Annotated in this window: 21 protein-coding genes, 1 tRNA gene and 1 pseudogene; 20 read left to right on the top strand and 3 right to left on the bottom strand. The window is 66.8% G+C overall.

Annotated features, from left to right (window positions below):
- Nucleotides 1–10: 10 nt before the first annotated feature.
- The 4 genes from fabZ (at nucleotide 11) to CMV14_RS13390 (ending at nucleotide 2095) form a co-directional block, all read left to right on the top strand.
- Nucleotides 11–484 (top strand): 3-hydroxyacyl-ACP dehydratase FabZ, encoded by a 474-nt coding sequence (gene fabZ, locus CMV14_RS13405; protein ID WP_066963490.1) that lies wholly within the window; start codon nucleotides 11–13, stop codon nucleotides 482–484.
- Nucleotides 485–634: 150 nt separating this feature from the next.
- Nucleotides 635–865, top strand: coding sequence for a 50S ribosomal protein L31 (gene rpmE, locus CMV14_RS13400; RefSeq protein ID WP_066963493.1), 231 nt, complete (start codon nucleotides 635–637; stop codon nucleotides 863–865).
- 76 nt (nucleotides 866–941) lie between these two features.
- Nucleotides 942–1304, top strand: coding sequence for a VanZ family protein (locus CMV14_RS13395; protein WP_083215852.1), 363 nt, complete (start codon nucleotides 942–944; stop codon nucleotides 1302–1304).
- Complete coding sequence (locus CMV14_RS13390) at nucleotides 1301–2095, top strand: class I SAM-dependent methyltransferase (protein ID WP_066963496.1); 795 nt, start codon at nucleotides 1301–1303, stop codon at nucleotides 2093–2095. The genes CMV14_RS13395 and CMV14_RS13390 overlap by 4 nt, the downstream gene beginning before the upstream one ends.
- Here CMV14_RS13390 and CMV14_RS13385 read toward each other — a convergent pair.
- Nucleotides 2065–2772, bottom strand: a complete 708-nt coding sequence (locus tag CMV14_RS13385) for an endonuclease III domain-containing protein (protein ID WP_066963499.1) — start codon at nucleotides 2770–2772, stop codon at nucleotides 2065–2067. The two genes, CMV14_RS13390 and CMV14_RS13385, sit on opposite strands and share 31 nt — an antisense overlap.
- Before the next feature lie 46 nt (nucleotides 2773–2818).
- Nucleotides 2819–2908: transfer RNA gene (locus CMV14_RS13380), tRNA-Ser, on the bottom strand.
- A gap of 127 nt (nucleotides 2909–3035) precedes the next feature.
- Between CMV14_RS13380 and CMV14_RS13375 the strand changes: the two genes are divergently transcribed.
- The 10 genes and pseudogenes from CMV14_RS13375 to CMV14_RS13335 all read left to right on the top strand — a co-directional run.
- Nucleotides 3036–4148 (top strand): lytic murein transglycosylase, encoded by a 1113-nt coding sequence (locus CMV14_RS13375; protein WP_066963503.1) that lies wholly within the window; start codon nucleotides 3036–3038, stop codon nucleotides 4146–4148.
- Between the two features lies 1 nt (nucleotide 4149).
- Nucleotides 4150–5061, top strand: coding sequence for a septal ring lytic transglycosylase RlpA family protein (locus CMV14_RS13370; protein ID WP_066963505.1), 912 nt, complete (start codon nucleotides 4150–4152; stop codon nucleotides 5059–5061).
- Nucleotides 5058–6236, top strand: coding sequence for a D-alanyl-D-alanine carboxypeptidase family protein (locus CMV14_RS13365; RefSeq protein WP_066963507.1), 1179 nt, complete (start codon nucleotides 5058–5060; stop codon nucleotides 6234–6236). Before CMV14_RS13370 ends, CMV14_RS13365 begins: the two co-directional genes overlap by 4 nt.
- Before the next feature lie 11 nt (nucleotides 6237–6247).
- Complete coding sequence (gene tmk / locus CMV14_RS13360) at nucleotides 6248–6874, top strand: dTMP kinase (protein WP_066963510.1); 627 nt, start codon at nucleotides 6248–6250, stop codon at nucleotides 6872–6874.
- Complete coding sequence (locus tag CMV14_RS13355; protein ID WP_066963512.1) at nucleotides 6871–7848, top strand: DNA polymerase III delta subunit-related protein; 978 nt, start codon at nucleotides 6871–6873, stop codon at nucleotides 7846–7848. The genes tmk and CMV14_RS13355 overlap by 4 nt, the downstream gene beginning before the upstream one ends.
- Before the next feature lie 78 nt (nucleotides 7849–7926).
- Nucleotides 7927–9486 (top strand): methionine--tRNA ligase, encoded by a 1560-nt coding sequence (gene metG, locus CMV14_RS13350; RefSeq protein WP_066963514.1) that lies wholly within the window; start codon nucleotides 7927–7929, stop codon nucleotides 9484–9486.
- A complete protein-coding gene (locus CMV14_RS13345; RefSeq protein WP_066963517.1) occupies nucleotides 9486–10262 on the top strand; it encodes a TatD family hydrolase in 777 nt (258 codons plus the stop codon). Before metG ends, CMV14_RS13345 begins: the two co-directional genes overlap by 1 nt.
- The gene (locus CMV14_RS13340) at nucleotides 10259–11023 is read left to right on the top strand and encodes an MBL fold metallo-hydrolase (protein WP_066963519.1); all 765 of its coding nucleotides are present in this window, start codon (nucleotides 10259–10261) and stop codon (nucleotides 11021–11023) included. The genes CMV14_RS13345 and CMV14_RS13340 overlap by 4 nt, the downstream gene beginning before the upstream one ends.
- Nucleotides 11020–11196, top strand: a complete 177-nt coding sequence (locus CMV14_RS26780) for a hypothetical protein (protein WP_176489022.1) — start codon at nucleotides 11020–11022, stop codon at nucleotides 11194–11196. The genes CMV14_RS13340 and CMV14_RS26780 overlap by 4 nt, the downstream gene beginning before the upstream one ends.
- Nucleotides 11197–11330: 134 nt before the next feature.
- Nucleotides 11331–11534: pseudogene (locus tag CMV14_RS13335) on the top strand (VOC family protein); the annotation flags it as partial.
- Nucleotides 11535–11614: 80 nt separating this feature from the next.
- Here the strand turns inward: CMV14_RS13335 and mutL are convergent.
- The gene (gene mutL / locus CMV14_RS13330) at nucleotides 11615–13396 is read right to left on the bottom strand and encodes a DNA mismatch repair endonuclease MutL (protein ID WP_066970115.1); all 1782 of its coding nucleotides are present in this window, start codon (nucleotides 13394–13396) and stop codon (nucleotides 11615–11617) included.
- 140 nt (nucleotides 13397–13536) lie between these two features.
- Here mutL and CMV14_RS13325 point away from each other — a divergent pair, with 140 nt between their 5' ends.
- From CMV14_RS13325 to CMV14_RS13300, 6 genes are read left to right on the top strand one after another with little or no spacing between them, the layout of a single operon-like run.
- Nucleotides 13537–14577: a rod shape-determining protein gene (locus tag CMV14_RS13325; protein ID WP_066970117.1), complete on the top strand. Its 1041-nt coding sequence runs from the start codon at nucleotides 13537–13539 to the stop codon at nucleotides 14575–14577.
- Nucleotides 14578–14593: 16 nt separating this feature from the next.
- On the top strand, nucleotides 14594–15469 hold the full coding sequence (gene mreC, locus CMV14_RS13320; protein ID WP_066970119.1) for a rod shape-determining protein MreC: 876 nt from the start codon (nucleotides 14594–14596) through the stop codon (nucleotides 15467–15469).
- Nucleotides 15466–15978: a rod shape-determining protein MreD gene (mreD, locus tag CMV14_RS13315; protein WP_066970122.1), complete on the top strand. Its 513-nt coding sequence runs from the start codon at nucleotides 15466–15468 to the stop codon at nucleotides 15976–15978. The genes mreC and mreD overlap by 4 nt, the downstream gene beginning before the upstream one ends.
- Entirely contained in the window at nucleotides 15975–17969 is a 1995-nt protein-coding gene (mrdA, locus tag CMV14_RS13310) for a penicillin-binding protein 2 (protein ID WP_066970137.1), read from the top strand. Before mreD ends, mrdA begins: the two co-directional genes overlap by 4 nt.
- Nucleotides 17966–19066 carry a rod shape-determining protein RodA gene (gene rodA / locus CMV14_RS13305; RefSeq protein WP_066970125.1) on the top strand — a complete coding sequence of 367 codons (1101 nt, stop codon included), beginning with the start codon at nucleotides 17966–17968 and terminating at the stop codon, nucleotides 19064–19066. Before mrdA ends, rodA begins: the two co-directional genes overlap by 4 nt.
- Nucleotides 19063–20967 (top strand): O-linked N-acetylglucosamine transferase, SPINDLY family protein, encoded by a 1905-nt coding sequence (locus tag CMV14_RS13300; RefSeq protein ID WP_066970128.1) that lies wholly within the window; start codon nucleotides 19063–19065, stop codon nucleotides 20965–20967. The genes rodA and CMV14_RS13300 overlap by 4 nt, the downstream gene beginning before the upstream one ends.
- The last annotated feature ends 30 nt before the right edge of the window (nucleotides 20968–20997 follow it).

Genomic DNA, 20997 nt, shown 5'->3' with positions numbered 1-20997 from the left:
TCCGGCCACGATGAGCGGAGAAACCGGCGCCAGCCTTGGCCCGCTGGACATCAAGCGGGTCATGGCGGCGCTCCCGCATCGCTACCCCATGCTCCTCGTCGATCGCGTCGAGGAACTGGTCGTCGATGAGCGCATCTCGGCGATCAAGGCCGTGACGATCAATGAGGGTTTCTTCCAGGGGCATTTCCCGGGAAGGCCGATCATGCCCGGCGTGCTGATCGTCGAGGCGCTGGCGCAGGCCGCCGGCGTGCTGGCGGTCGAATCGCTCGGCCTCGCGGGCTCGGGCAAGCTGGTCTATTTCATGGCGATCGACGAAGCGAAGTTCCGTGCGCCGGTGGAGCCGGGCGTGCTGCTCCGCCTCGACGTATCCTTCGTCCAGAAGCGGGCGAGCGTCTGCAAGTTCGAAGGCAAGGCCTATATCGGCGAGAAGCTCGCCGCTCAGGCCAATTTCACCGCCATGATCGCCGATCCGCCCAAGGATTGATCGCATCCCCTTGCTCCGGTGGAAGCCGGAGCAGCCATTGCCTTCGGCACGGCAACACCTTGGGGTTGCCAAGGGCCACCCCACGCTGTAGAGGCGCCGCTTCGCTTCCCAGGCTGGTCGGAACCAGCCATTTTCTGGAGCTAGATGATTATGAAGGCCGATATCCATCCCGACTATCACTGGATCACCGTCCAGCTGACCGACGGCACCACCTACAAGACCCGCTCGACCTATGGGTCCGAGGGCGACACCCTCCAGCTCGACATCGATCCCTCGGTGCACCCGGCCTGGACCGGCGGCCGCGGCACGATGCTTGACGCGGGCGGCCAGGTGGCACGCTTCAACAAGCGTTTCGGCGGGCTCACGCTCGGCAAGAAATAAGCTTGGCGTTCACGCCGATGCGATGGATTTGGCCGGGTATATCCCGGCCATTTTCATTTCGGGGATGTGCGGGGCGATGAAGCTCTACCGCCGTTTCGCCGTGCAGATCTTCTGGACGACGCTGGGCGTGGTCTATGGGCTGGCGATCATGCCGTCCCAGCAGGCGCCCGACCTCGGCGCGGGCGACAAGGTCAACCATATCGCCGCCTTCCTGACGCTGGCGATCCTCGGCCGCGCCGCCTATCGCGCGCATCCGGCCTGGCGGCTCGCACTGGGCCTGTCGCTGTTCGGAGCGTTGGTCGAACTGACCCAGGCGATCCCCGTCCTCCATCGCGACGCCAGCATCTGGGACTGGGTGGCCGACAGCGCCGCGACCCTCGTCGCGCTGTCCGCCGCCCTGGCCCTGGAGCGCCGCAGCCCGCGTCGCGCCACGGCATGATCCCCGCCGCGCTACCTCCGGTCGATCTGGCGGGGCCGGCGCAGCACCGCTTCGAGGATGCTACCCGCGCCGCCGGCATGGATCCGGATGATCGCTGGGCAGGCGGCTATGCGGCCTATGAATGGAATCATGTACGTCCCGCATTACACGCCTATGCAATCGGCGTGGCCGGGCGGGACGTGCTGGAGTTGGGTTGCAATGTCGGCGGCTCCGCCGTGGTGCTCGCGGCGCTGGGCGCGCGACTGAAAGGGGTCGACGTCGATCCGCTGATGCCGCCAATCGCCGCCGCCAATCTGGAACGGCACGGGCTGCCGGGTGACATCGGGCTGGTTGGGGCGGGGGCTCCGTTACCCTTTGCCGATGCGAGCTTCGATCTTGTGCTGGCCAACAGCGTGCTCGAATATGTCGAGCCGTCGCTGCTTGACCATGGCATCGCCGAACTGCACCGCGTCCTCCGTCCCCGCGGCCACCTTTTCATCTGCGGTACCGCGAGCCGCCTCGCCCTGCGCGAACGCCATTCGGGGCGATGGCTGGTGAACTTCCTGCCGCGCGCCCTCGACCAGCTGGCGGGCAAGCCGCTTCAGCGCGGCCTGCCGCCATGGCGGCTCGCCCGCTGCCTATCGGGCCGCTTCGTGGAGGTCGGCGGGGCAGGCGGCTGGCTGGCCGCGAGGCGGGCCATCCATGGTGATGTCGGGCCGCCGGTGCGCGCCTATGCTGCGCTCGGCCGCGTTGCGAGCCGAGCACCCGGCTGGTTCGCGCCCTATATCGAGCTTTTGCTCGAGCGGACCTGACTCGCGACCTTGCATTTCCGGCGCAGAGGGCAGATGCGGCAATCTGGATGATCAGCCCGGCAGATCGTCTGGCCGAGGCGCTTCATCAGCATATGCAATTCGGCCAGATCGTCCGCCTCCCACGGTGCCATCTCCATTATCGTGTCATAGGCCACGGCTATGTCAGCCTTGCCGCGGATGAAGCCGTACCGCCGCAATATCCGCAGAATATGGGTATCCACAACGAACGCCGGCATGGCCAATGTGCTGAAATTGAGCGCGGAGGCGGCGACCTTGGGGCCTACACCAGGCAGATGTTCCAGCCACGCCTTTGCGTGTGCTATGTTCATGTCAGCCAGAAAACCAAGGTCGAAATCCGGATGGTCGGCAGCAATCATGCGCAGGGCGTCAAGAAGGTGACGGGCTTTCACGTCCGGAAAGGTCACATCGGCGATGGCGCTTTCAACCTGGTCGGCCGATGCCGCCGCCAACTCGGCCCAGGATGGGAAAGTCTCGATGAGGCGACCATAGGCGGCAAGCGAGACCGAATCCTGCGTGCGGCTGCTGATTGACGATTTCACCAGCTGTCCGACGGGGCTGCGCCTGTAGATCGCGCCGGGGCTGCCGAAATGGGTGTCGAGCTGGCTTCGCACCCATCGGATATCATCAAGGGCACCAAAGCCGAATCCCATCTGCATTCGCGGAATGCTGGGAACGTAAGGCGAACATGTCAAGGGCGGCGCCTGGCGGAGAGGGTGGGATTCGAACCCACGGTGAGCTTGCACCCACGGCGGTTTTCAAGACCGCTGCCTTAAACCACTCGGCCACCTCTCCGCAGGCGCATCGCGATGCGGAGCGCAGCCCATATCTCCCCTGCGGCCTTTCGTGCAAGCGGCGCGATCAAAGCATTTCACCCCCGGTTCAAGCTGTGGCAAGGCTGCCACCGATCGAAGGGGAAAGAATGCGAAGTCTGTTGCGTGGGGCGGCCGCCGCCCTTGTCTTGGTCGCGGCGGGGGCAGGGGCGCTGCCGGTGGCGGCCCAGCCCGTGCTGGAGGAAGGGCAGGCGCCCGACGACGCGGCGCGGCTCAACGATGCGCCGGCCGTCGCGGTGCCGAGCGAAGACAGCCGGATGCGGGCCTTCCTGGCCACCTTGCGGCCGCGCGCGATCGAGATGGGCGTATCGCCCACCCTGTTCGACGCCACCCTGCCGACGATCAACTTCAACGCCCGCGTCGTGCGCCTCGATCGGGCCCAGCCCGGCGCCAGCGCGGCCTATAGCGCGTCGCCTCCCTTTGCCCCCTATCTGGCGAGCCATGTCGATCGAGTGCGGATCGGCATGGGGCGCTCGCGCTACGGCAATCTTCGGCCGCTGCTGCTCCGGATCGAGCAGGAAACCGGGGTGCCTGAGCAGATCATGCTCGCCATCTACGGCCATGAGACCGGTTATGGCACCTTCACCGGCAATTTCGATCTGCTCAACGCGCTGGGCACGCTGGCCTATGAAGGCCGCCGGCGCGAGCTGTTCGCCGAGGAGTTCCTCAAGACGCTGGTGCTGATGAGCCGGGGCGTACCGCGCGCGCAGCTCAAGGGTAGCTGGGCGGGGGCCACCGGCTATCCGCAATTCCTGCCCAGCGTCTATCTGCGGCTCGCCATCGATGCCGATGGCGACGGCAAGCCCGATATCTGGAGAAGCGAGCCCGACGCGCTTGCCTCGATCGGCAATTACCTGCGCGATGCGGGCTGGAAGAAGGGGGTACCCTGGGGCGTCGCCGTCCGCTTGCCCGAAGGCATCGATCGGGCGGCGATCCGCTCGCCCCTCAGTTCGCCGCGCTGCCCGCGCGTCTTCGCCCGGCAGAGCCGCTGGCTGACGATCGCCGAATGGCGCGACAAGGGCGTTCAGATGCTGGGCGGGCGCGTACCGCCGGAGAATGAACTGGCAACGCTGATCGAGCCCGACGGCAGCGGCAATACCGCCTACCTCCTCACCACCAATTATCGCTCGATCCTCGATTATAACTGCTCGAATTTCTACGCGCTGTCGGTGGGCCTGCTCGGCGATGCGATTGTGGAGTAGGATGGCGTCGAATAGCCGGATCATCCTCGCCCTGACGCTGTTTCTGGCGAGCTGCGGCGTTCCTCGGCCCGAACGACCGGGCCCCGCGCGGCCGCGCCCCGAACAGCCTCGCCCGGCCAAGCCCCGGCTGCCGGCGTCGGATATGCCGGTCAAGATCGGCAAGCCCTATCAGGTCGCGGGCGCCTGGTACTATCCAGCCGACGATCGCGACTATGACGAGGTGGGGCTGGCCAGCTGGTATGGCGATCAGTTCCACGGCGCGCCGACCGCCAATGGCGAGATATTCGACATGGCCAATGTCGGCGCCGCGCACAAGACGCTGCCCCTGCCGAGCTATGTCGAGGTGACGTCGCTCGACACCGGCCGCACCATCCTCGTCCGCGTGAACGACCGGGGGCCGTTCGTCACCAATCGGATCATCGATCTGTCGCGGCGGGCGGCGCAGCTTCTCGGGACCGAGCGGCTCGGCGTCGCGCGGGTTCGCGTCCGACGGGTCTATCCGTCCGAGGCCGACAAGCTCGAGCTGCGCTGGGGACGGCCCGCCTCGGCACGGCCCTATGCTACCCCGGCCGAGCTGGCGGCGCTCGATCGGCGCTTCGCCGCCCGCCCGGCGGAACGGGCGGCGCCACCCCGGATTGCGGCCGCCGTGCCCGACGAAGCCGTTCCGGTCGGCGGCCTGTTCATCCAGGTGACCGCCGTCGGCAACCGCGTCCGCGCGGAGGAGATCGCCGAGCTCGTGGCCGGCCGGGTTGAGCCCGTGGGAGCTCTTTGGCGGGTCCGCATGGGACCGTACAGGAGCGAGGCCGAGGCGACGAGCGCGCTGGCGCAGGTCCGGTCCTACGGCTATCAGGATGCCAGGCTGGTACGCATCGCCAGCGATGGACAAAATCTGGAGGGAAGTTCACCCCGATGAAGCGCAGCAAGATCGCCCTGTTTTCCGGCCTTCTCCTTGGTCTGGCGATTCCCGCCGAGGCTGCCGCGCCGCCCTTCGACACGCCGGCACCAGTCGCCTTCCTGAAGGACCTGTCCTCGGGCGCGATCCTCTACGCCAAGAATCCGGACGTGCGCATGCCACCGGCATCGATGGCGAAGATGATGACCGTCTATGTCGCTTTCGATCTCATCAAGAAGGGCGAGCTCAAGCTTGATGCGATGGCGACCGTCCGTCCGGAAACCTGGAAGCGGTGGCATGGCCCCGCCGCCGGATCGACCATGTTCCTGTCGCCCGGCGAACAGGTGAGCGTCGCCAATCTGCTGTTCGGCATTGTCACCCTTTCGGGCAACGACGCCTGCGTCGTGCTGGCCGAGCATATATCGGGCACGGAGCAGGCCTTTATCGCGCTGATGAACCGCCGCGCCAAGGAAATGGGGCTGACCAACAGCCATTTCGGCACCTCCAACGGCTGGCCCGACGGCGGCGTCACCTATGTCACCGCGCGCGACCTCACGACCCTGGCCGAGAAGACGATCACCGAGCATCCCAAGCTCTACAAGACCTTCTACAGCCGCCCCAATTTCACCTGGGGCAAGACGATGGGCAGCGGGCAGGCGATCACCCAGGCCAACCGCGATCCATTGCTGGGCCGCGTCGACGGCGCCGACGGCCTGAAGACGGGTCACACCGAGGAGGCCGGCTATGGCTTCACCGGATCGGCTGAGCAGAACGGCCGCCGCCTCGTCATGGTCCTATCCGGCCTCACCTCGTTCAACCAGCGGATCGAGCAGTCGGTCTCCTTCATGAACTGGGGATTCCGCGCCTGGCAGGCCAAGCCGATCGTGCCGAAGGGCCGCAAGGTGCAGACCGCAGAGGTTCAGCTTGGCGATGTCAGCGAGGTCGGTCTCGTCGCACCCAAGGACCTGACCGTTACGATACCGGCCGGGCTGGGATCCGACCTGAAGACCAAGGTGGTCTATCAGGGCCCGATCAAGGCGCCCTTCAAGAAGGGCGACCATATCGCCGATCTGGTCGTGACTGGCCCCGATATGGCGCCGCAGAAGCTGCCGCTGGTCGCCGACGCCGATGTCGGCACCGCCGGCTTCTTCGACCGGATGATGGCAGGCCTGCGCTGGCTGTTCGGCTTCGGCTGAGGCCGCAGGCGATGGCGGGCAGGTTCATCACCCTCGAAGGCGGGGAGGGGGTCGGCAAGTCGACCCAGGCCAAGGCGCTGGCCGCGGCCTTGCGCTCGCGCGGGATCGATGTCGTCCAGACGCGCGAACCGGGCGGCAGCGAAGGCGCCGAGGCGATCCGAAGACTGCTTCTCGAAGGCGGGGCCGACCGGTGGAATGCCCGCGCCGAGGCGCTGCTGTTTGCCGCCGCACGTGCCGATCATGTCGCCAGAACGATCCGGCCGGCCGTTGAGGCGGGGCAATGGGTGGTCTGTGATCGCTTCCTCGATAGCTCGATCGCCTATCAGGGCGGGGCCGACGGCTTGGGCGACAAGGCGATCCGCGATCTCCACGCGATCGGCAGCGAAAATTTCCTTCCGGACCGGACTCTGCTGCTCGACATGCCGGTAGATGATGCCAGCTTCCGCCAGGCTGCTGCGGGTATCGGACAGAGCGACCGCTTCGAGAAGCGCGAAGGAGCCTTTCACGATCGCGTGAAGGCGAGCTTCCTGGAAATCGCGGGTGCCGAGCCCGGACGCATCCGGGTGATCAGCGCCGAAGGCACGCCCGAGGATGTGACAGCCCGGCTGATGGATGCCTTGTCGGATCTGCTGCCATGACCCTGCTTGGCCATGACGAGCAGATCGCCGCCTTTCGCGAGGCGGCGGATTCGGGCCGGCTGCACCATGCCTGGCTGCTGACCGGTGCCGAGGGGATCGGCAAGGCGAGCTTCGCGCGCGCCGCGGCGACCCGCCTGCTGGCCGATGCGGCGGGCCCGCGCGTGCAGCTGCCGGGGCTGGCGACGCCCGAAGATCATCCGATCGCCAACTATATCCGCGTCGGCAGCCACCCCGATCTGCGCATCCTGGAGCGGCTGGCCAAGGACAGGTCGGAGGAGCTGGCGCGATCCATCACGATCGACCAGGTCCGCTCGCTGCAGAGCCTGTTCGCGACCACGCCCAGCCTCTCGCCGCGCCGGGTGGTGATCATCGATGCGATCGACGATCTCGAGCGGCCGGCCGCCAATGCGCTGCTCAAGAATCTGGAGGAGCCGCCCGCCGGCACGACCTTCTTCCTGATCAGCCATGCGCCCGGCCGGCTGCTGCCGACGATCCGGTCGCGCTGTCGCCAGCTTCGCTTTACCCCGCTCGATCCGGCGCAGATGCGGCTCGCGCTCCAGCGCGCCCTGCCCGAGGAGCCCAGCGACGAGATCGACGCACTTATCCGGGTCGGCAACGGCTCGCCCGGCCGTGCGCTCGGCTTCGCCGGGCTGGAGATCGCCGCGCTCGACGCCGCGATGGACAGGCTGGTGGGGGAGGGCGATCCGACCAACGCGATCCGATCGGCGCTGTCCAAGCAATTGGGCCTGAAGGCAGCCCAGGCGCGCTACGAGGCCTATCTGGAGCGGGTGCCCGCGCGCATCGCCGCCGAGGCGCAGCACCGGAACGGTGGCGTCATGGCCGATGCCGTCGCGCTGTGGGAGGATGCCCGCCGCATCTGCGAGAGCGCGGTGCACCTGTCGCTCGATCCAGCGACCACCGTCTTCGAACTGGCGACGATGCTGGCGAAACTGGCGCCCGTTTCTACAAGATAGACCAACCCGCCAGCATGACGATGTTCATATCAATCCGGACATTGCGGATGCAGCCGCGCGTCCCTAATGGCTGAACCCATGGCGAACCCCTTCTACATCACCACCGCGATCAGCTATCCCAATGGCCGCCCGCACATCGGCCATGCCTATGAGGCGATCGCGGCGGATGTGATCGCGCGGTTCCAGCGGGCCAGGGGACGCGACGTGCGCTTCCAGACCGGCACCGACGAACATGGCCTGAAGATGGCCCAGGCGGCGCGCACCCGCGACATCACCCCGCGCGCATTGGCGGACGAGATGTCTGCCTATTTCAAGCAGATGTGTGGGGTTCTCAACATATCGCATGATCGTTTCATCCGGACCAGCGACGCCGACCATTATGCCGCCAGCCAGGCGATCTGGCAGGCCATGGAGGCCAATGGAGATCTCTATCTCGATCGCTATGAGGGTTGGTATTCGGTTCGCGACGAGGCCTTTTACGACGAAAAGGAACTGACCGACGGGGAAGGGGGCGTGAAGCTCTCGCCGCAGGGCACCCCGGTCGAATGGACTGTCGAGGAAAGCTGGTTCTTCAGGCTGTCCAGATATCAGGAGCCGCTGCTCGCGCTCTATCGCGACCAGCCCGATTTCATCCGTCCGGAAAGCCGGCGCAACGAGGTGGTGAGCTTCGTCAGTGGCGGTCTGAGCGACCTGTCGGTATCGCGCACCAGCTTTGACTGGGGCGTGCCGGTGCCCGGCAGCCCCGGCCATGTCATGTATGTCTGGGTCGACGCGCTGACCAACTACCTGACCGGCGTTGGCTACCCGGATGGCGGCGATCTCTATGACCGCTATTGGCCCGCCAATCTCCACCTGATCGGCAAGGATATCGTCCGCTTCCATACCGTCTATTGGCCGGCCTTCCTGATGTCCGCGAAGCTGCCGTTGCCGCAGCAGGTGTTCGGCCACGGATTCCTGCTCAACAAGGGCGAGAAGATGTCGAAGTCGGTCGGCAATGTCGTCGATCCGATGACGATGGCGGAGCGCTATGGCGTGGACCAGCTCCGTTATTTCCTGATGCGGGAGGTGAGTTTCGGCCAGGACGGCAGCTACAGCCATGAGGCGATCGTCAACCGCGCCAATGCCGAACTGGCGAACAGCTTCGGTAATCTGGCGCAGCGCACTTTGTCGATGATCTTCAAGAACATGGATGGCGAACTTCCGGTGCTCGACCGCAACGAGGATGATGCCGCGCTGGTCCGCGCCGTTGCCGCCGCCTGCCTCGACGAAACCCCGCGCGCCTTCGAGCAGCTGGCTTTCTCGATCGGCATCGAGGCGTGGATGAAGGCGGTATTCGCCTGCAACCAATATGTCGATGCCCAGGCGCCCTGGGCATTGCGCAAGAGCGATCCCGAGCGGATGAAGACCGTGCTGGGCACGCTGTTCGCCGTGATCCGCGATCTGGCCATTGCGATCCTGCCCGTCATTCCGGAAAGCGCCGGCAAGCTGCTTGATCAGATGGGCATCGCGCCTGATGCGCGCGATTTCGCCGCGATCGAAGACCAGAGCTGGTATGATGCGCTGCGGGGTTCAGGCTACAGGGTCGCCCAACCGGTGCCGCTGTTCCCGCGCCTTGAGCTTGAGCAAGCGGACGCCTGATGTTCGTCGATAGCCATTGCCATCTGAACTATGCGGGCCTGGCCGAGCGCCAGCAGGACGTTCTGGCGGCGGCGCGGGCGGCGGGCGTCTCGACGATGCTGAACATCTCGACCCGCGCGAGCGAATGGGCTGCTGTACTGGAAACTGCCGAGCGCGAGCCCGATGTCTGGGCGAGCGTCGGCATCCATCCGCACGACGCCGACACCCATGAGGACATCGAGACCGCGCTGCTGATCGAAAAGGCCGCGCATCCGCGCATCATCGGCATCGGCGAGACCGGCCTCGATTTCTATTATGACAAGTCGGACCGGGATCGGCAGCGCGCCAGCTTCCGCCGCCATATCGCCGCCGCGCGCGCAACCGGCCTGCCGCTGATCGTCCACACCCGCGAAGCGGAGGGGGACACCAAGGCGATTTTGGCCGAGGAGATGGGGAAGGGGGCCTTCACCGCCGTCATCCACTGCTTCACCGGCAGCGCCGATCTCGCCCGGGCGATGCTCGATCTCGGCTTCTCGATCTCGCTGTCGGGGATCGTCACCTTCAAGAATGCCGGCGATCTGCGCAGCACCGCGCATCTCATCCCGCGCGACCGGCTGCTGATCGAAACCGACAGCCCCTTCCTGGCGCCGGTGCCGCATCGCGGGAAACCCTGCGAGCCCGCCTTCGTTACCGATACGGCGCGCATGCTGGCCGTCGAGCTGGGCTGGGATATCGAGGATTTGGCGGAAGCAACCTCCAGCAACTTCTTCAATCTGTTCGCGAAAGCGAGATCGTGAAGCTCCGCATCCTCGGATGCGGCACCTCATCGGGCGTGCCGCGGATCGGCAATGACTGGGGCGATTGCGACCCCGCCGAGCCGCGCAACCGGCGCAGCCGCGCCTCGATCCTAGTATCGAGCGACACTACCAATCTGCTCATCGACACCACGCCCGACATGCGCCAGCAGCTGCTCGCCGCCGATATCATCGATATCGACGCCATCCTGTGGACCCACGACCATGCCGATCATTGCCATGGGATCGACGATTGCCGGCAGATCTTCCACGCACGCCGCGCTCCGGTGCCGGGCTATGGCTTTGCCGAGACCATGGCCCAACTGGAGCAGCGCTTCGCTTATGTCTTTCATGGCCGCGACGGCTATCCGCCGACTGTCGCGCGCTATGAACTCGCACCCGACATAATCATCGGGGACATTCGCGTCCGTACCGTCGCACAGCCGCACGGCAGCATCTACAGCGCCGGTTTCCGCTTCGAGCATGATGGCAAGTCGATAGGTTATTCCACTGATTTTCATGAATTTACCGACGATATGTGCCAACTGTTCGAAGCTGTTGACATCTGGGTGGTCGATGCGCTGCGAGAGCGGCCGCATCCGACACACGCGCATCTTGGCCTGACGCTCGACGCCATTGCGCGCTGCGGTCCGGGGCGTGCTATCCTGACGCACATGGACCAGTCGATGGATTATGCCTCGCTGTCGGCGGTGCTGCCGGCCGGGATCGAGCCCGGCTATGACGGGCAGGATATCCGCCTGTGAGCGGTGATCGCATCGTCGCGCTGGTCGCCATCGCGGCGATGCTCGTCCTCGTCGTGCCGGGACTGGCGCGGCGCGGACTGCCGGCGCAGCGGATCGTGAAGCTGGCCCTCATCTGGGCGGTGATCTTCCTGGCGGTCACCGCCGCAATCATGGTGCTGCGCGCAACGGGATAGTCGGCGTTGAAGTGATAGCGGCGCGCTGCCACCCGATCGGCGGGTTCTATCATCGTTATTTAACATAATTCTTATTATCGCACCAGCTGGTATATCGAGGCGCCAGCGGTACGGCGTCCCCGCTCGACGGATAGCCCGCGACACACGCCAATGGCAGCACGATAGGTTTCGCCATGACCAGCCCGGACGAAGTCGAGACCTGGCATGCGGCCGGGGTCGCGCATGGCGGCACAGCCATCGAGGATCCTCCCGGGTCCCGGGTTATGGGCGCGCTGAAGCTCTATCTTGCCTATCTGCGCGATCCGGACGGCAACAAGCTATGCGCGTCTCATCGATGACGATGAGGCCGCCGGCCAAAGCGGGACGGTCCGGAGCCTGCCGCTAGGGCGCCACGCTCCCGGCGATCCGCCGTCACCTGTCATTTGCGCCCGAACAGCTTCTCGATATCGCCATGGCCGAGCTTGATCCAGGTCGGGCGGCCATGGTTGCACTGGCCCGAATGCGGGGTGACCTCCATCTCCCGGAGCAGCGCGTTCATCTCGGCGACAGACAGCGTGCGCCCCGCGCGGACCGAGCCGTGGCAGGCCATGGTCGCGGCGACATGATCGAGCTTCTCCTTGAGCGACAGCGCCTCGTCATAGGCGGCCAGTTCGTCGGCGAGATCGATGACCAGGCCGTGGACGTCGCCCTGCCCCAGCATCGCCGGGGTTGCGCGCACCAGCATCGCCTTGGGGCCGAAGCGTTCGAGTTCCAGCCCCATCTCGGCCAGTTCGGCGATCCGCCCCTCGAGACGGTCGCAACCCGTCTCGTCGAGTTCGACCACCTCGGGCAGCAGCAGCGCCTGGCGGGCGACCCCACCGTCGGACATCGCCCGGCGCATCCGTTCGAGCACGAGCCGCTCATGCGCGGCATGCTGGTCGACGATGACGAGGCCGTCCTCGGCCTCGGCGACGATATAGGTGGCGGCCACCTGCCCGCGCGCCACCCCCATCGGAAAGGCCCGATGCTCGGGCGGGGCGGCATAGGCCGGCTCGGCCCGGGCCATCGGCGCGGGCGTATAGTCTGTCACCCGGTCCCAGACGCTGCCCTGCCCCGCCTCGCGCGCCGCCGCGGGGAAGGCGAAGCCGTTCGGTATCGCGGGTGAGGACGGCGCCGAGGGAAAGCTGCCGCTCTGCCAGTTGCCGAGCGCCGCGACCGAGGGCCGCTGGGCGCTGCGATGCCCCGCCTCGTCCAGCGCGGCGCGCAGGCCGCCCACGATCATCCCGCGCACCAGCCCGGGATCGCGGAAGCGCACCTCGGTCTTGGCCGGATGGACGTTGACGTCGACCTGGTCGCCGGGCAGTTCGATGAACAGCGCCACCAGCGGATGCCGGTCGCGCGCCAGCATGTCCTGATAGGCGGCCCGGAGCGCGCCGATCAGCAGCCGGTCCTTCACCGGCCGGCCGTTGACGAACAGATATTGATGATCGGCGACCCCCCGGTTGAAGGTCGGCAGGCCCGCAACCCCGGTCAGCGAAACCGCCTCGCGGCGGAAATCGACGATCACGCTGTTTTCGGCAAGGTCGCGGTCGGTCAGCGCCGCGACCCGCTCGGGCCGCTGCTCGTCGGGCCCGACCAGGATCGCCCGGCGCCCGTCATGCTCCAGCGTGAAGCCGATATCGGGCCGCGCCATGGCGAGCCGCTTGATGACGTCGACGCAGGCCGCATATTCCGAACGGCCCGAGCGCAGGAATTTGCGCCGCGCCGGCACCTTGGCGAACAGGTTGGACACCTTGATGCGGGTGCCGGGCGGCAGCGCCGCCGGCCCTTCCCCAACCAGCACGCCATGATCGATCCGGCGATACCAGCCATCGGCGCCGCGCACCCGGCTTTCGATCGTCAGATCGGCGACGCTGCCGATCGAGGGCAGTGCCTCACCCCGGAAGCCCAATGTCGTTACGGATTCGATGGCGTCGTCGGGTAATTTCGACGTCGCGTGCCGCTCCATCGCCAGGGCGATCTCGTCCGGCGCCATGCCGCAGCCGTCGTCGGCCACGTCGATCGAGGAAAGCCCGCCTTCTGAAAGGCTTATCGATATCCTCTTGGCGCCGGCGTCGATCGAATTCTCGACCAGTTCCTTCAGCGCACTGGCTGGCCTTTCGACCACTTCACCGGCAGCGATGCGATTGACCAGATGTTCCGGCAGGCGGCGTATTGACATGGGACTCGTCCTAGCCCAAGCGGCGGGCTTCCGCATCCCTCGATAAGCGTCGGATTTCCCCAAGAGATGACAGCGCCGGTCACGGGATGCTAGCGATCAGAGAATCCGGCCTGGGGCGGGCCTAAGAGACGGACCACAGCATGTTTCTCCAGCGATATTTCAAGTTCATGTCGCACGATATGGCGATCGACCTCGGGACGGCGAACACGGTCGTCTATGTGCGCGGCCGCGGCATCGTCCTCAACGAGCCGTCGGTGGTCGCGATCGAGACGATCAACGGCGTCAAGCGGGTCCGTGCCGTCGGCGACGACGCCAAGCTGATGATGGGCAAGACGCCGGGCACGATCGACGCGATCCGCCCCCTGCGCGATGGCGTGATCGCCGACATCGACGTCGCCGAACAGATGATCAAGCACTTCATCCAGAAGGTGCATGGCCGCCGCAACTTCATGCGCTGGCCGGAAATCGTGATCTGCGTCCCCTCGGGCTCCACCTCGGTCGAGCGCCGCGCGATCCGCGATGCCGCGTCGAACGCGGGCGCCAGCCAGGTGTGGCTGATCGAGGAGCCGATGGCCGCCGCGATCGGCGCCGGCATGCCCGTCACCGAGCCGATCGGCTCCATGGTGGTCGATATCGGCGGCGGCACCACCGAGGTCGCCGTGCTCTCGCTGCGCGGCCTGGCCTACACCACCTCGGTCCGGGTCGGTGGCGACAAGATGGACGAGGCCATCGGCTCCTATGTCCGCCGCAATCATAACCTCCTGATCGGCGAAGCCACGGCCGAGCGGATCAAGCAGGAAGTGGGCGTCGCCAAGATGCCGGCCGACGGCAAGGGCGAGACGATCCACATCAAGGGCCGCGACCTCGTCAACGGCGTGCCAAAGGAGATCACCATCACCCAGGCGCAGATCGCCGAGGCGCTGACCGAGCCGGTTTCGGCGATCGTCGAGGGCGTCCGCATCGCGCTGGAGAACACCGCGCCGGAGCTGGCCGCCGACATCGTCGATCAGGGCATCGTCCTGACCGGGGGCGGCGCGCTGCTGCAGGGGATCGACGAGGTGCTGCGCGAGGCCACCGGCCTGCCGGTTTCGATCGCCGACGACCCGCTGACCTGCGTGGCGCTGGGCACCGGACGCGCGCTGGAAGATCCGGTCTTCCGCGGCGTCCTCCAGACCGCCTGACCGGCTCCGCCAGCCGATGGCGGCGCCCCGGCACCGGCGTCGAGGCTTTTCCCGACGGGTCCAATATGGCCTGTTCGCGGGCTATGTCATCGCGATCGCGGGTATCCTGCTCGGTGTCGCGCTGCTGCTCGTTTCACGCCTCGATCCGCGCGCCTTCGGAACCTTGCGGGGCGTCGTCGTCGATGCCGGCGCACTGTTCACCGGCATCGGCCGCGCCGGTGTCGAGGGCATTCATGGCATGGGTGACGCGATCGATGCCTATCTGGCCGCCGGCAGCCAGAATCGGGAGCTCCGAAAGGAACTGGCGCACGAACGTCGCGCGGTGATCGCGGCCAAGGTGATTGCCGCCGAGAATGCCCGCCTGAAGAAGCTGGTCCGGCTGACCGAGAATCTTCCCGCGCCGATCCTCAGCACCCGGTTGATCGGCTCAACCCCCACCGGCCAACGCCGCTTCGCTACGCTTTCGGCCGGCACCGCCGGGAAAGTGCGGCCGGGCATGACGGTCCGCTCGCCCGAGGGGCTGGTCGGCCGTGTCTATGAAAGCGGCATCTTCGCCTCGCGCGTGCTGCTGCTCACCGATGGCGAAACCGCGGTGCCGGTGAAGATCACGCGCAGCGGCCTGGCCGCCATCGCCACCGGTCAGGGAGACGGCACCATGGAGGTCCGCGCGCTCATTGCCGGCGGCCGGCCGTTCCGGCGCGGCGACCTCGTGGTCACTTCAGGCACGGGCGGCGTCTATACGCCGAACATCCCGGTCGCCGTGGTGACGGCGGTACGCGGCGATCGCGCCGTTGCGCGTCCGCTCGCGGATCCGGCGCGCGCGGATTTCGCGGCGGTCTATCCGATCGCCCAGGCGCCGATCACCGATCTGCCCGCGCAGCCCAAGCCATGATCGCGCGCAAGGGCAATCCCTATATGGAGCGCCCGGCCCTGCGGGTGACTCTGATCCCGATCCTGTCGACCTTGGCGGGATCGGCGACGGCGCTGGTGCCGGTCATCGCCACCGAACCGATCGTGCCGCCCTTCGGGCTGATGATCCTGCTCGCCTGGCGGTTGCTGAGGCCGGAAATGTGGCCGGTCTGGATGGCCCTGCCGCTGGGGCTGGCCGACGACCTGATGAGCGGCCATTATCTGGGCACCGGTATGATCTTGTGGACGGTGGCCTTTCTCGTGCTCGAATGGATGGACCAGTTGCTGGTGTGGCGTGAAGGCTGGATCGAATGGGCGATCGCGGCGGTAGCTATCCCCCTGTTGCAGGCGGGGGCCTGGGCGCTGTCCCAACCCGCCGACAGCTACACCTCGATCCTCACCGTCCTGCCCCAGACGATCGGCGCGGTCCTGCTGTTTCCGACGATATTGCGGCTTACCGCCGCGCTCGACAAATGGCGGCTCAAACGGTGAGCCGTACCCGGCTCATCACCGAGCAGACCCAAGCCTATACCTTCACCCGCCGCGCTTTCTTTGTAGGCGGTGCGCAAGCGGCGGTAGGCACGCTGCTGGCGGGACGGATGGCGTGGCTCTCGATCGCCCAGAACGAGCGCTATACCAATCTTTCCGAAAGCAACCGGGTCCAACTCACCCTGGTGCCGCCTCGCCGGGGCTGGATCATCGACCGCAACGGCAAGCCGATCGCCATCAACCGGACGACCTTCCGCGTCGATATCATCCCCGATCAGCTCAAGAACCCCGAGGCCGTGCTGGGCCAGCTCGGCCGGCTGCTCGTGCTGACCGCCGACGATCTCGATCGGATCCGCGAGGACATCAAGAAATCGCGCGGCTTCCAGCCCGTGCCGGTGGCCGAGAATATCGATTATGAGCATTTTGCCGCGGTCAGCGTCCATCAGCCGTCGCTGCCCGGGGTCGCGCCGGCAAGCGGCTATGGGCGCTTCTATCCGGGGGGCGCCGCGGTGGCGCATCTGGTGGGCTATGTCGGCCCGGCCTCGGCGGCGGACTATGACAAGACCAGGGACCCGCTTCTGATTACACCCGGCTTCAAGATCGGCAAGGAAGGTCTTGAGCGAACAATGGAAAATTGGCTTCGCGGCAAGCCGGGCGCCAAGCGCAGCGAAGTCACCGCCCATGGCAAGGTCGTGCGTGAATTGACCACGCGGCCGGAGGTGGTCGGCAACGCGCTTCAGCTCACCATCGATGCGGGCCTGCAGCGCTATGCGGCCGCGCGGCTCGGCCCCGAAAGCGCATCGGCGGTGGTGATCGATACGCGGACCGGCGGGATCCTCGCCATGGCGTCGATGCCCGCCTACGACCCGAACAGCTTTTCCGACGGCATCAGCCATGCCGAATGGGACCTGTTGTCGAACGACGACCATCTCCCCCTGACCAACAAGGTTATGCAGGGCCTCTATCCGCCCGGATCCACGGTCAAGCCGATGGTCGCTCTTGCCCTGCTGGAGGCGGGGGTCGATCCCAACCAGATGGTCAGCTGCTCGGGCCGTTACAGGCTCGGCAACAGCTATTTCCACTGCTGGCGGCGCGGCGGCCATGGCGGCGTCGACATGCACCGCGCGATCGCGGCGAGCTGCGACGTCTATTTCTACACCATGGCCCGGCTCGTCGGCATCGACCGAATCGCGGCGACGGCGCGCATGCTGGGCATGGGCGCCGAATTCGATCTGCCGATGCCGTCACAGCGTTATGGCACCGTTCCCGACGTCCAATGGAAGGCACGCCGCTACAAGGGCGCCAAATGGACGACCGCCGACACGCTCAATTCGACGATCGGCCAGGGCTATACGCTGGCCAATCCGCTGCAGCTGGCGGTGATGGCGGCGCGAATCGCGAGCGGAAACGCGATCGTGCCCCGGATGATCGTCAACAAGCGCTATCCGGCGCAGGGCGGGCCGCTGGGGATCGCCCCCGATCATCTGGCCTTCGTCCGCGAAGCGATGAGCGGCGTCGTCAACGGCCCCTACGGCACGGGGGGATCGGGCCGGCTGAACCTGCCCGGTGGCGAGTTGCTGGCGGGCAAGACCGGCACGGCCCAGGTCCGCCGCATCACCATGGCGATGCGCGCGGCGGGCGGCGAGTTCGGCGGCTATGGCGTGCCCTGGCGCTATCGCGACCATGGCCTGTTCATCGGCTTCGCACCGGTCCACGACCCGCGCTATGCGGTGTCCGTGGTGATCGAGCATGGTATGCATGGCGCGGCCGGCGCGCCGATCGCGCGGGACCTGATCACCTATCTCTACGACCGCAAGCGCGCCGAGGACCGGCTGGCCTTCCTGGAGGAAGGCTGGGGCGGATCGATCGAGGCGCGGATGGCCAGGAAGGCCGACGCCTGGGCACATCGTAACGATCCGAAACCCGTCGAGACCAAGCCCGCAGCCGAGCCATCCCCTGCGCCTCCGCCCACCGGCGAGGCCGACCCCGAATGAGCCGCGATTCGATCGTCCCCCTGCCCCTGCGGCACATCCCCTGGCGGTTGCTGTCGCTGGTCGTCGCGGTCGGCGGCATCGGCCTCGTCGTACTGTATTCGGCGGCGGGGGGGAGCATGAGCCCCTGGGCGCTGTCGCAGGGCATCCGCTTCGCCATGTTCATCGGCCTGGCCATCGCCATCTCCTGGGCGGGCGAGCAGCGGCTCAAGGCGGCGGCGCTGCCGACCTATGTGGTGATCGTGGTCATGTTGCTGCTGGTCGAGCTGTTCGGCTTCGTCGGGGGCGGCAGCCGCCGCTGGCTCGATCTCGGATTCATCCGTCTCCAGCCCTCCGAACTGATGAAGCCGGTGATCGTGCTCGCGGTCGCGCGCTTCTACGATATGCTCCCGGCCGGCGAGATCAGGCGGTTCAGCGCGATCTGGCCCCCCGCCCTGCTGATCGGCATCCCTGCCCTGCTGGTGCTCGTCCAGCCCGATCTCGGCACCGCCACGATGATCTGCGCGGGCGGGATCACCGTCGCCTTCCTGGCCGGCCTGCCGCTGCGGCTGTTCGTCGGCGCGGGCCTGGTGCTGGCTGCCGCCTTCCCGATCGCCTTTTCGCTGATGCACGGCTATCAGCGCGACCGGATCGAGATATTCCTCAATCCCGAAAGCGATCCGCTCGGCACCGGATACCACATCATCCAGTCGAAGATCGCGATCGGATCGGGGGGCATCTTCGGCAAGGGCTTCCTCGCCGGCACCCAGAGCCATCTCGATTATCTGCCCGAACGCCACACCGATTTCGTCTTCGCCACCATGGCGGAGGAATGGGGGCTGGTCGGCGGGCTCACGGTGATCCTGCTCTACATGCTGATCATCCGCTGGGGCATGGGTGTCGCCGCCCGCGCCAAGGGTCGTTTCGCCCGGCTCACCGCCGCAGGCCTGTCGACCACCATCTTCTTCTACATGGCGATCAACCTGGCGATGGTTATGGGCATGGCGCCGGTGGTAGGCATTCCGCTCCCGCTCGTGTCCTTTGGCGGATCGGCGATGATGACGGTGCTGATCTGCCTGGGAATGTTGATGGCGATCGACCGAACCGCGCGGCGGCCGTGAGCGGCCGGGGCTTCGACGGGGACTATGCGGCGCTGGTCGCGCTCTACCGGGCGGGCCGCCATGGCGAACTGGTCGAACGGAGCCTGGCGCTCGCCGAACGCTATCCGCACCACGCGGCCTTGTTCAACCTGATCGGCGTGGCCCACAGCGCGCTCGGCCAGCTCGACCTTGCCGTCGCCGCCTATGACCGGGCCCTGGCGATCGATCCGGGATCGGCCGAGACGGTCAACAATCTGGGCGTGGCGCTACGGCGGCTCGGCCGGATCGATGCGGCTACCAACTGTCACCGCCGCGCGCTCGCGATCGACCCGAACAACGCCGCTGCGTTCAACAATCTCGGCACCGACCTGCGAGAACTGGGCCGCGCGGACGAGGCGGCCGATTGCTATCGGCGCGCGATCGAGCTGCGCCCGGGCCTGTTCGAGCCGCACCGGAACCTGGGCAATATGCTGATCGATGCCGGCAAGGGCGACGAAGCGGCGCAATGCTTCGCCCGCGCCCTGGAGATCAGGCCCGACGACGATTATTCCCGCGCACAGAAGCTCCACCGTCTCGCGCATCTATGCGACTGGAACGCCATGGCCGCCGACGCCCCGCGCATGGCCGAACTCGGGCTTTCGGGCAGCACGGTTTCCCCCTTCACCCTGCTGGCCCTCGACGACAGCCCGGAACGACACTGCATCCGCGCCCGGCGGTACATCGCCGAACGCTTCCCCCTCACCGAACGCTTCGCCTTCACCCCCCGGGCCGGGCGGCCAGATCGGCTGCGCATCGGCTATTTCTCCGCCGACTTTCACGACCATGCCACGATGATGCTGGCGGGCGGGCTGTTCGAGCGGCATGATCGTTCGCGCTTCGCCATCCACGCCTTCTCCTACGGTCCCGACCGCAACGACGCGGCGCGGAGGCGGCTTCGCGCGGCGGTCGATAGCTTCGAGGATGTCCGTGCGCTCACCGACATGGATATCGCCGCGCTCGCCCGCCAGGAGCGGATCGACATCGCCGTCGATCTCAAGGGCCTGACCCATGAGGGACGGCCGGGCATTTTCGCCCATGGCGCCGCCCCGGTGCAGATCGGATGGCTCGGCTATCCCGGGACGCTCGGCGCGCCGCTGCTCGATTACCTGATCGTCGACCGGTGGGTGATCCCCGATGCCCAGCGCCGCCATTATGTCGAGAAGCTCATCCATCTTCCGGACTGCTACCAGTCGAACGACGATCGCCGGCCGATCGCCGCCACCCCCACGCGCAGCGCGGTGGGCCTGCCCGAGCAGGGCTTCGTCTTCGCCTGCTTCAATGTCAGCTACAAGATCGGCCCCGATGCCTTCGACATCTGGATGCGGTTGCTCGCCGAGATCGAGGATTCGGTGCTGTGGCTGCTAGGCGGCGAGCCCCGGGCCGAAGCCAATCTCCGGCGCGAGGCGGCGACGCGCGGCATCTCTCCCGACAGGCTGGTCTTCGCCGATCCGCTGCCCAATGCCGAGCATCTCGCCCGGCTGCGGCTCGCCGACCTGTTCCTCGACTGTTTCGTCTATAATGCACACACCACGGCCAGCGACGCGCTCTGGGCCGGCCTGCCGGTGCTGACGACGCCCGGCGAGGGATTCGCGGCCCGTGTCGCGGCCAGCCTGCTCGATGCCGTGGGCCTGCCCGAGATGATCGCGCCGGATCGGGAAGCCTATGCCGCGACGGCCCTCGATCTCGCGCGAAACCCGGAAAGGCTCGCCGCGATCCGGGACAGGCTGGCCTTTGGCCGCCTCACCTGCCCGCTGTTCGATACCGGCCGTTTCACCGTCCATATCGAAGCCGCCTATGACATGGCGCACGCCCGCTGGAGCGCCGGCCTGGCCCCGGCCGATATCACCGTGGCGCCACATGGCGCATCCGATGCGCCTATCTGAAAATTATCGCTTTTTGCCTGTTTACAACGC

This window comes from Rhizorhabdus dicambivorans, assembly GCF_002355275.1.
GTDB classification, from domain to species: Bacteria; Pseudomonadota; Alphaproteobacteria; order Sphingomonadales; family Sphingomonadaceae; genus Rhizorhabdus; species Rhizorhabdus dicambivorans.
The sequence above is the reverse complement of the archived record's forward strand: the minus strand, read 5'-3'. Positions and strand labels throughout refer to the sequence as shown.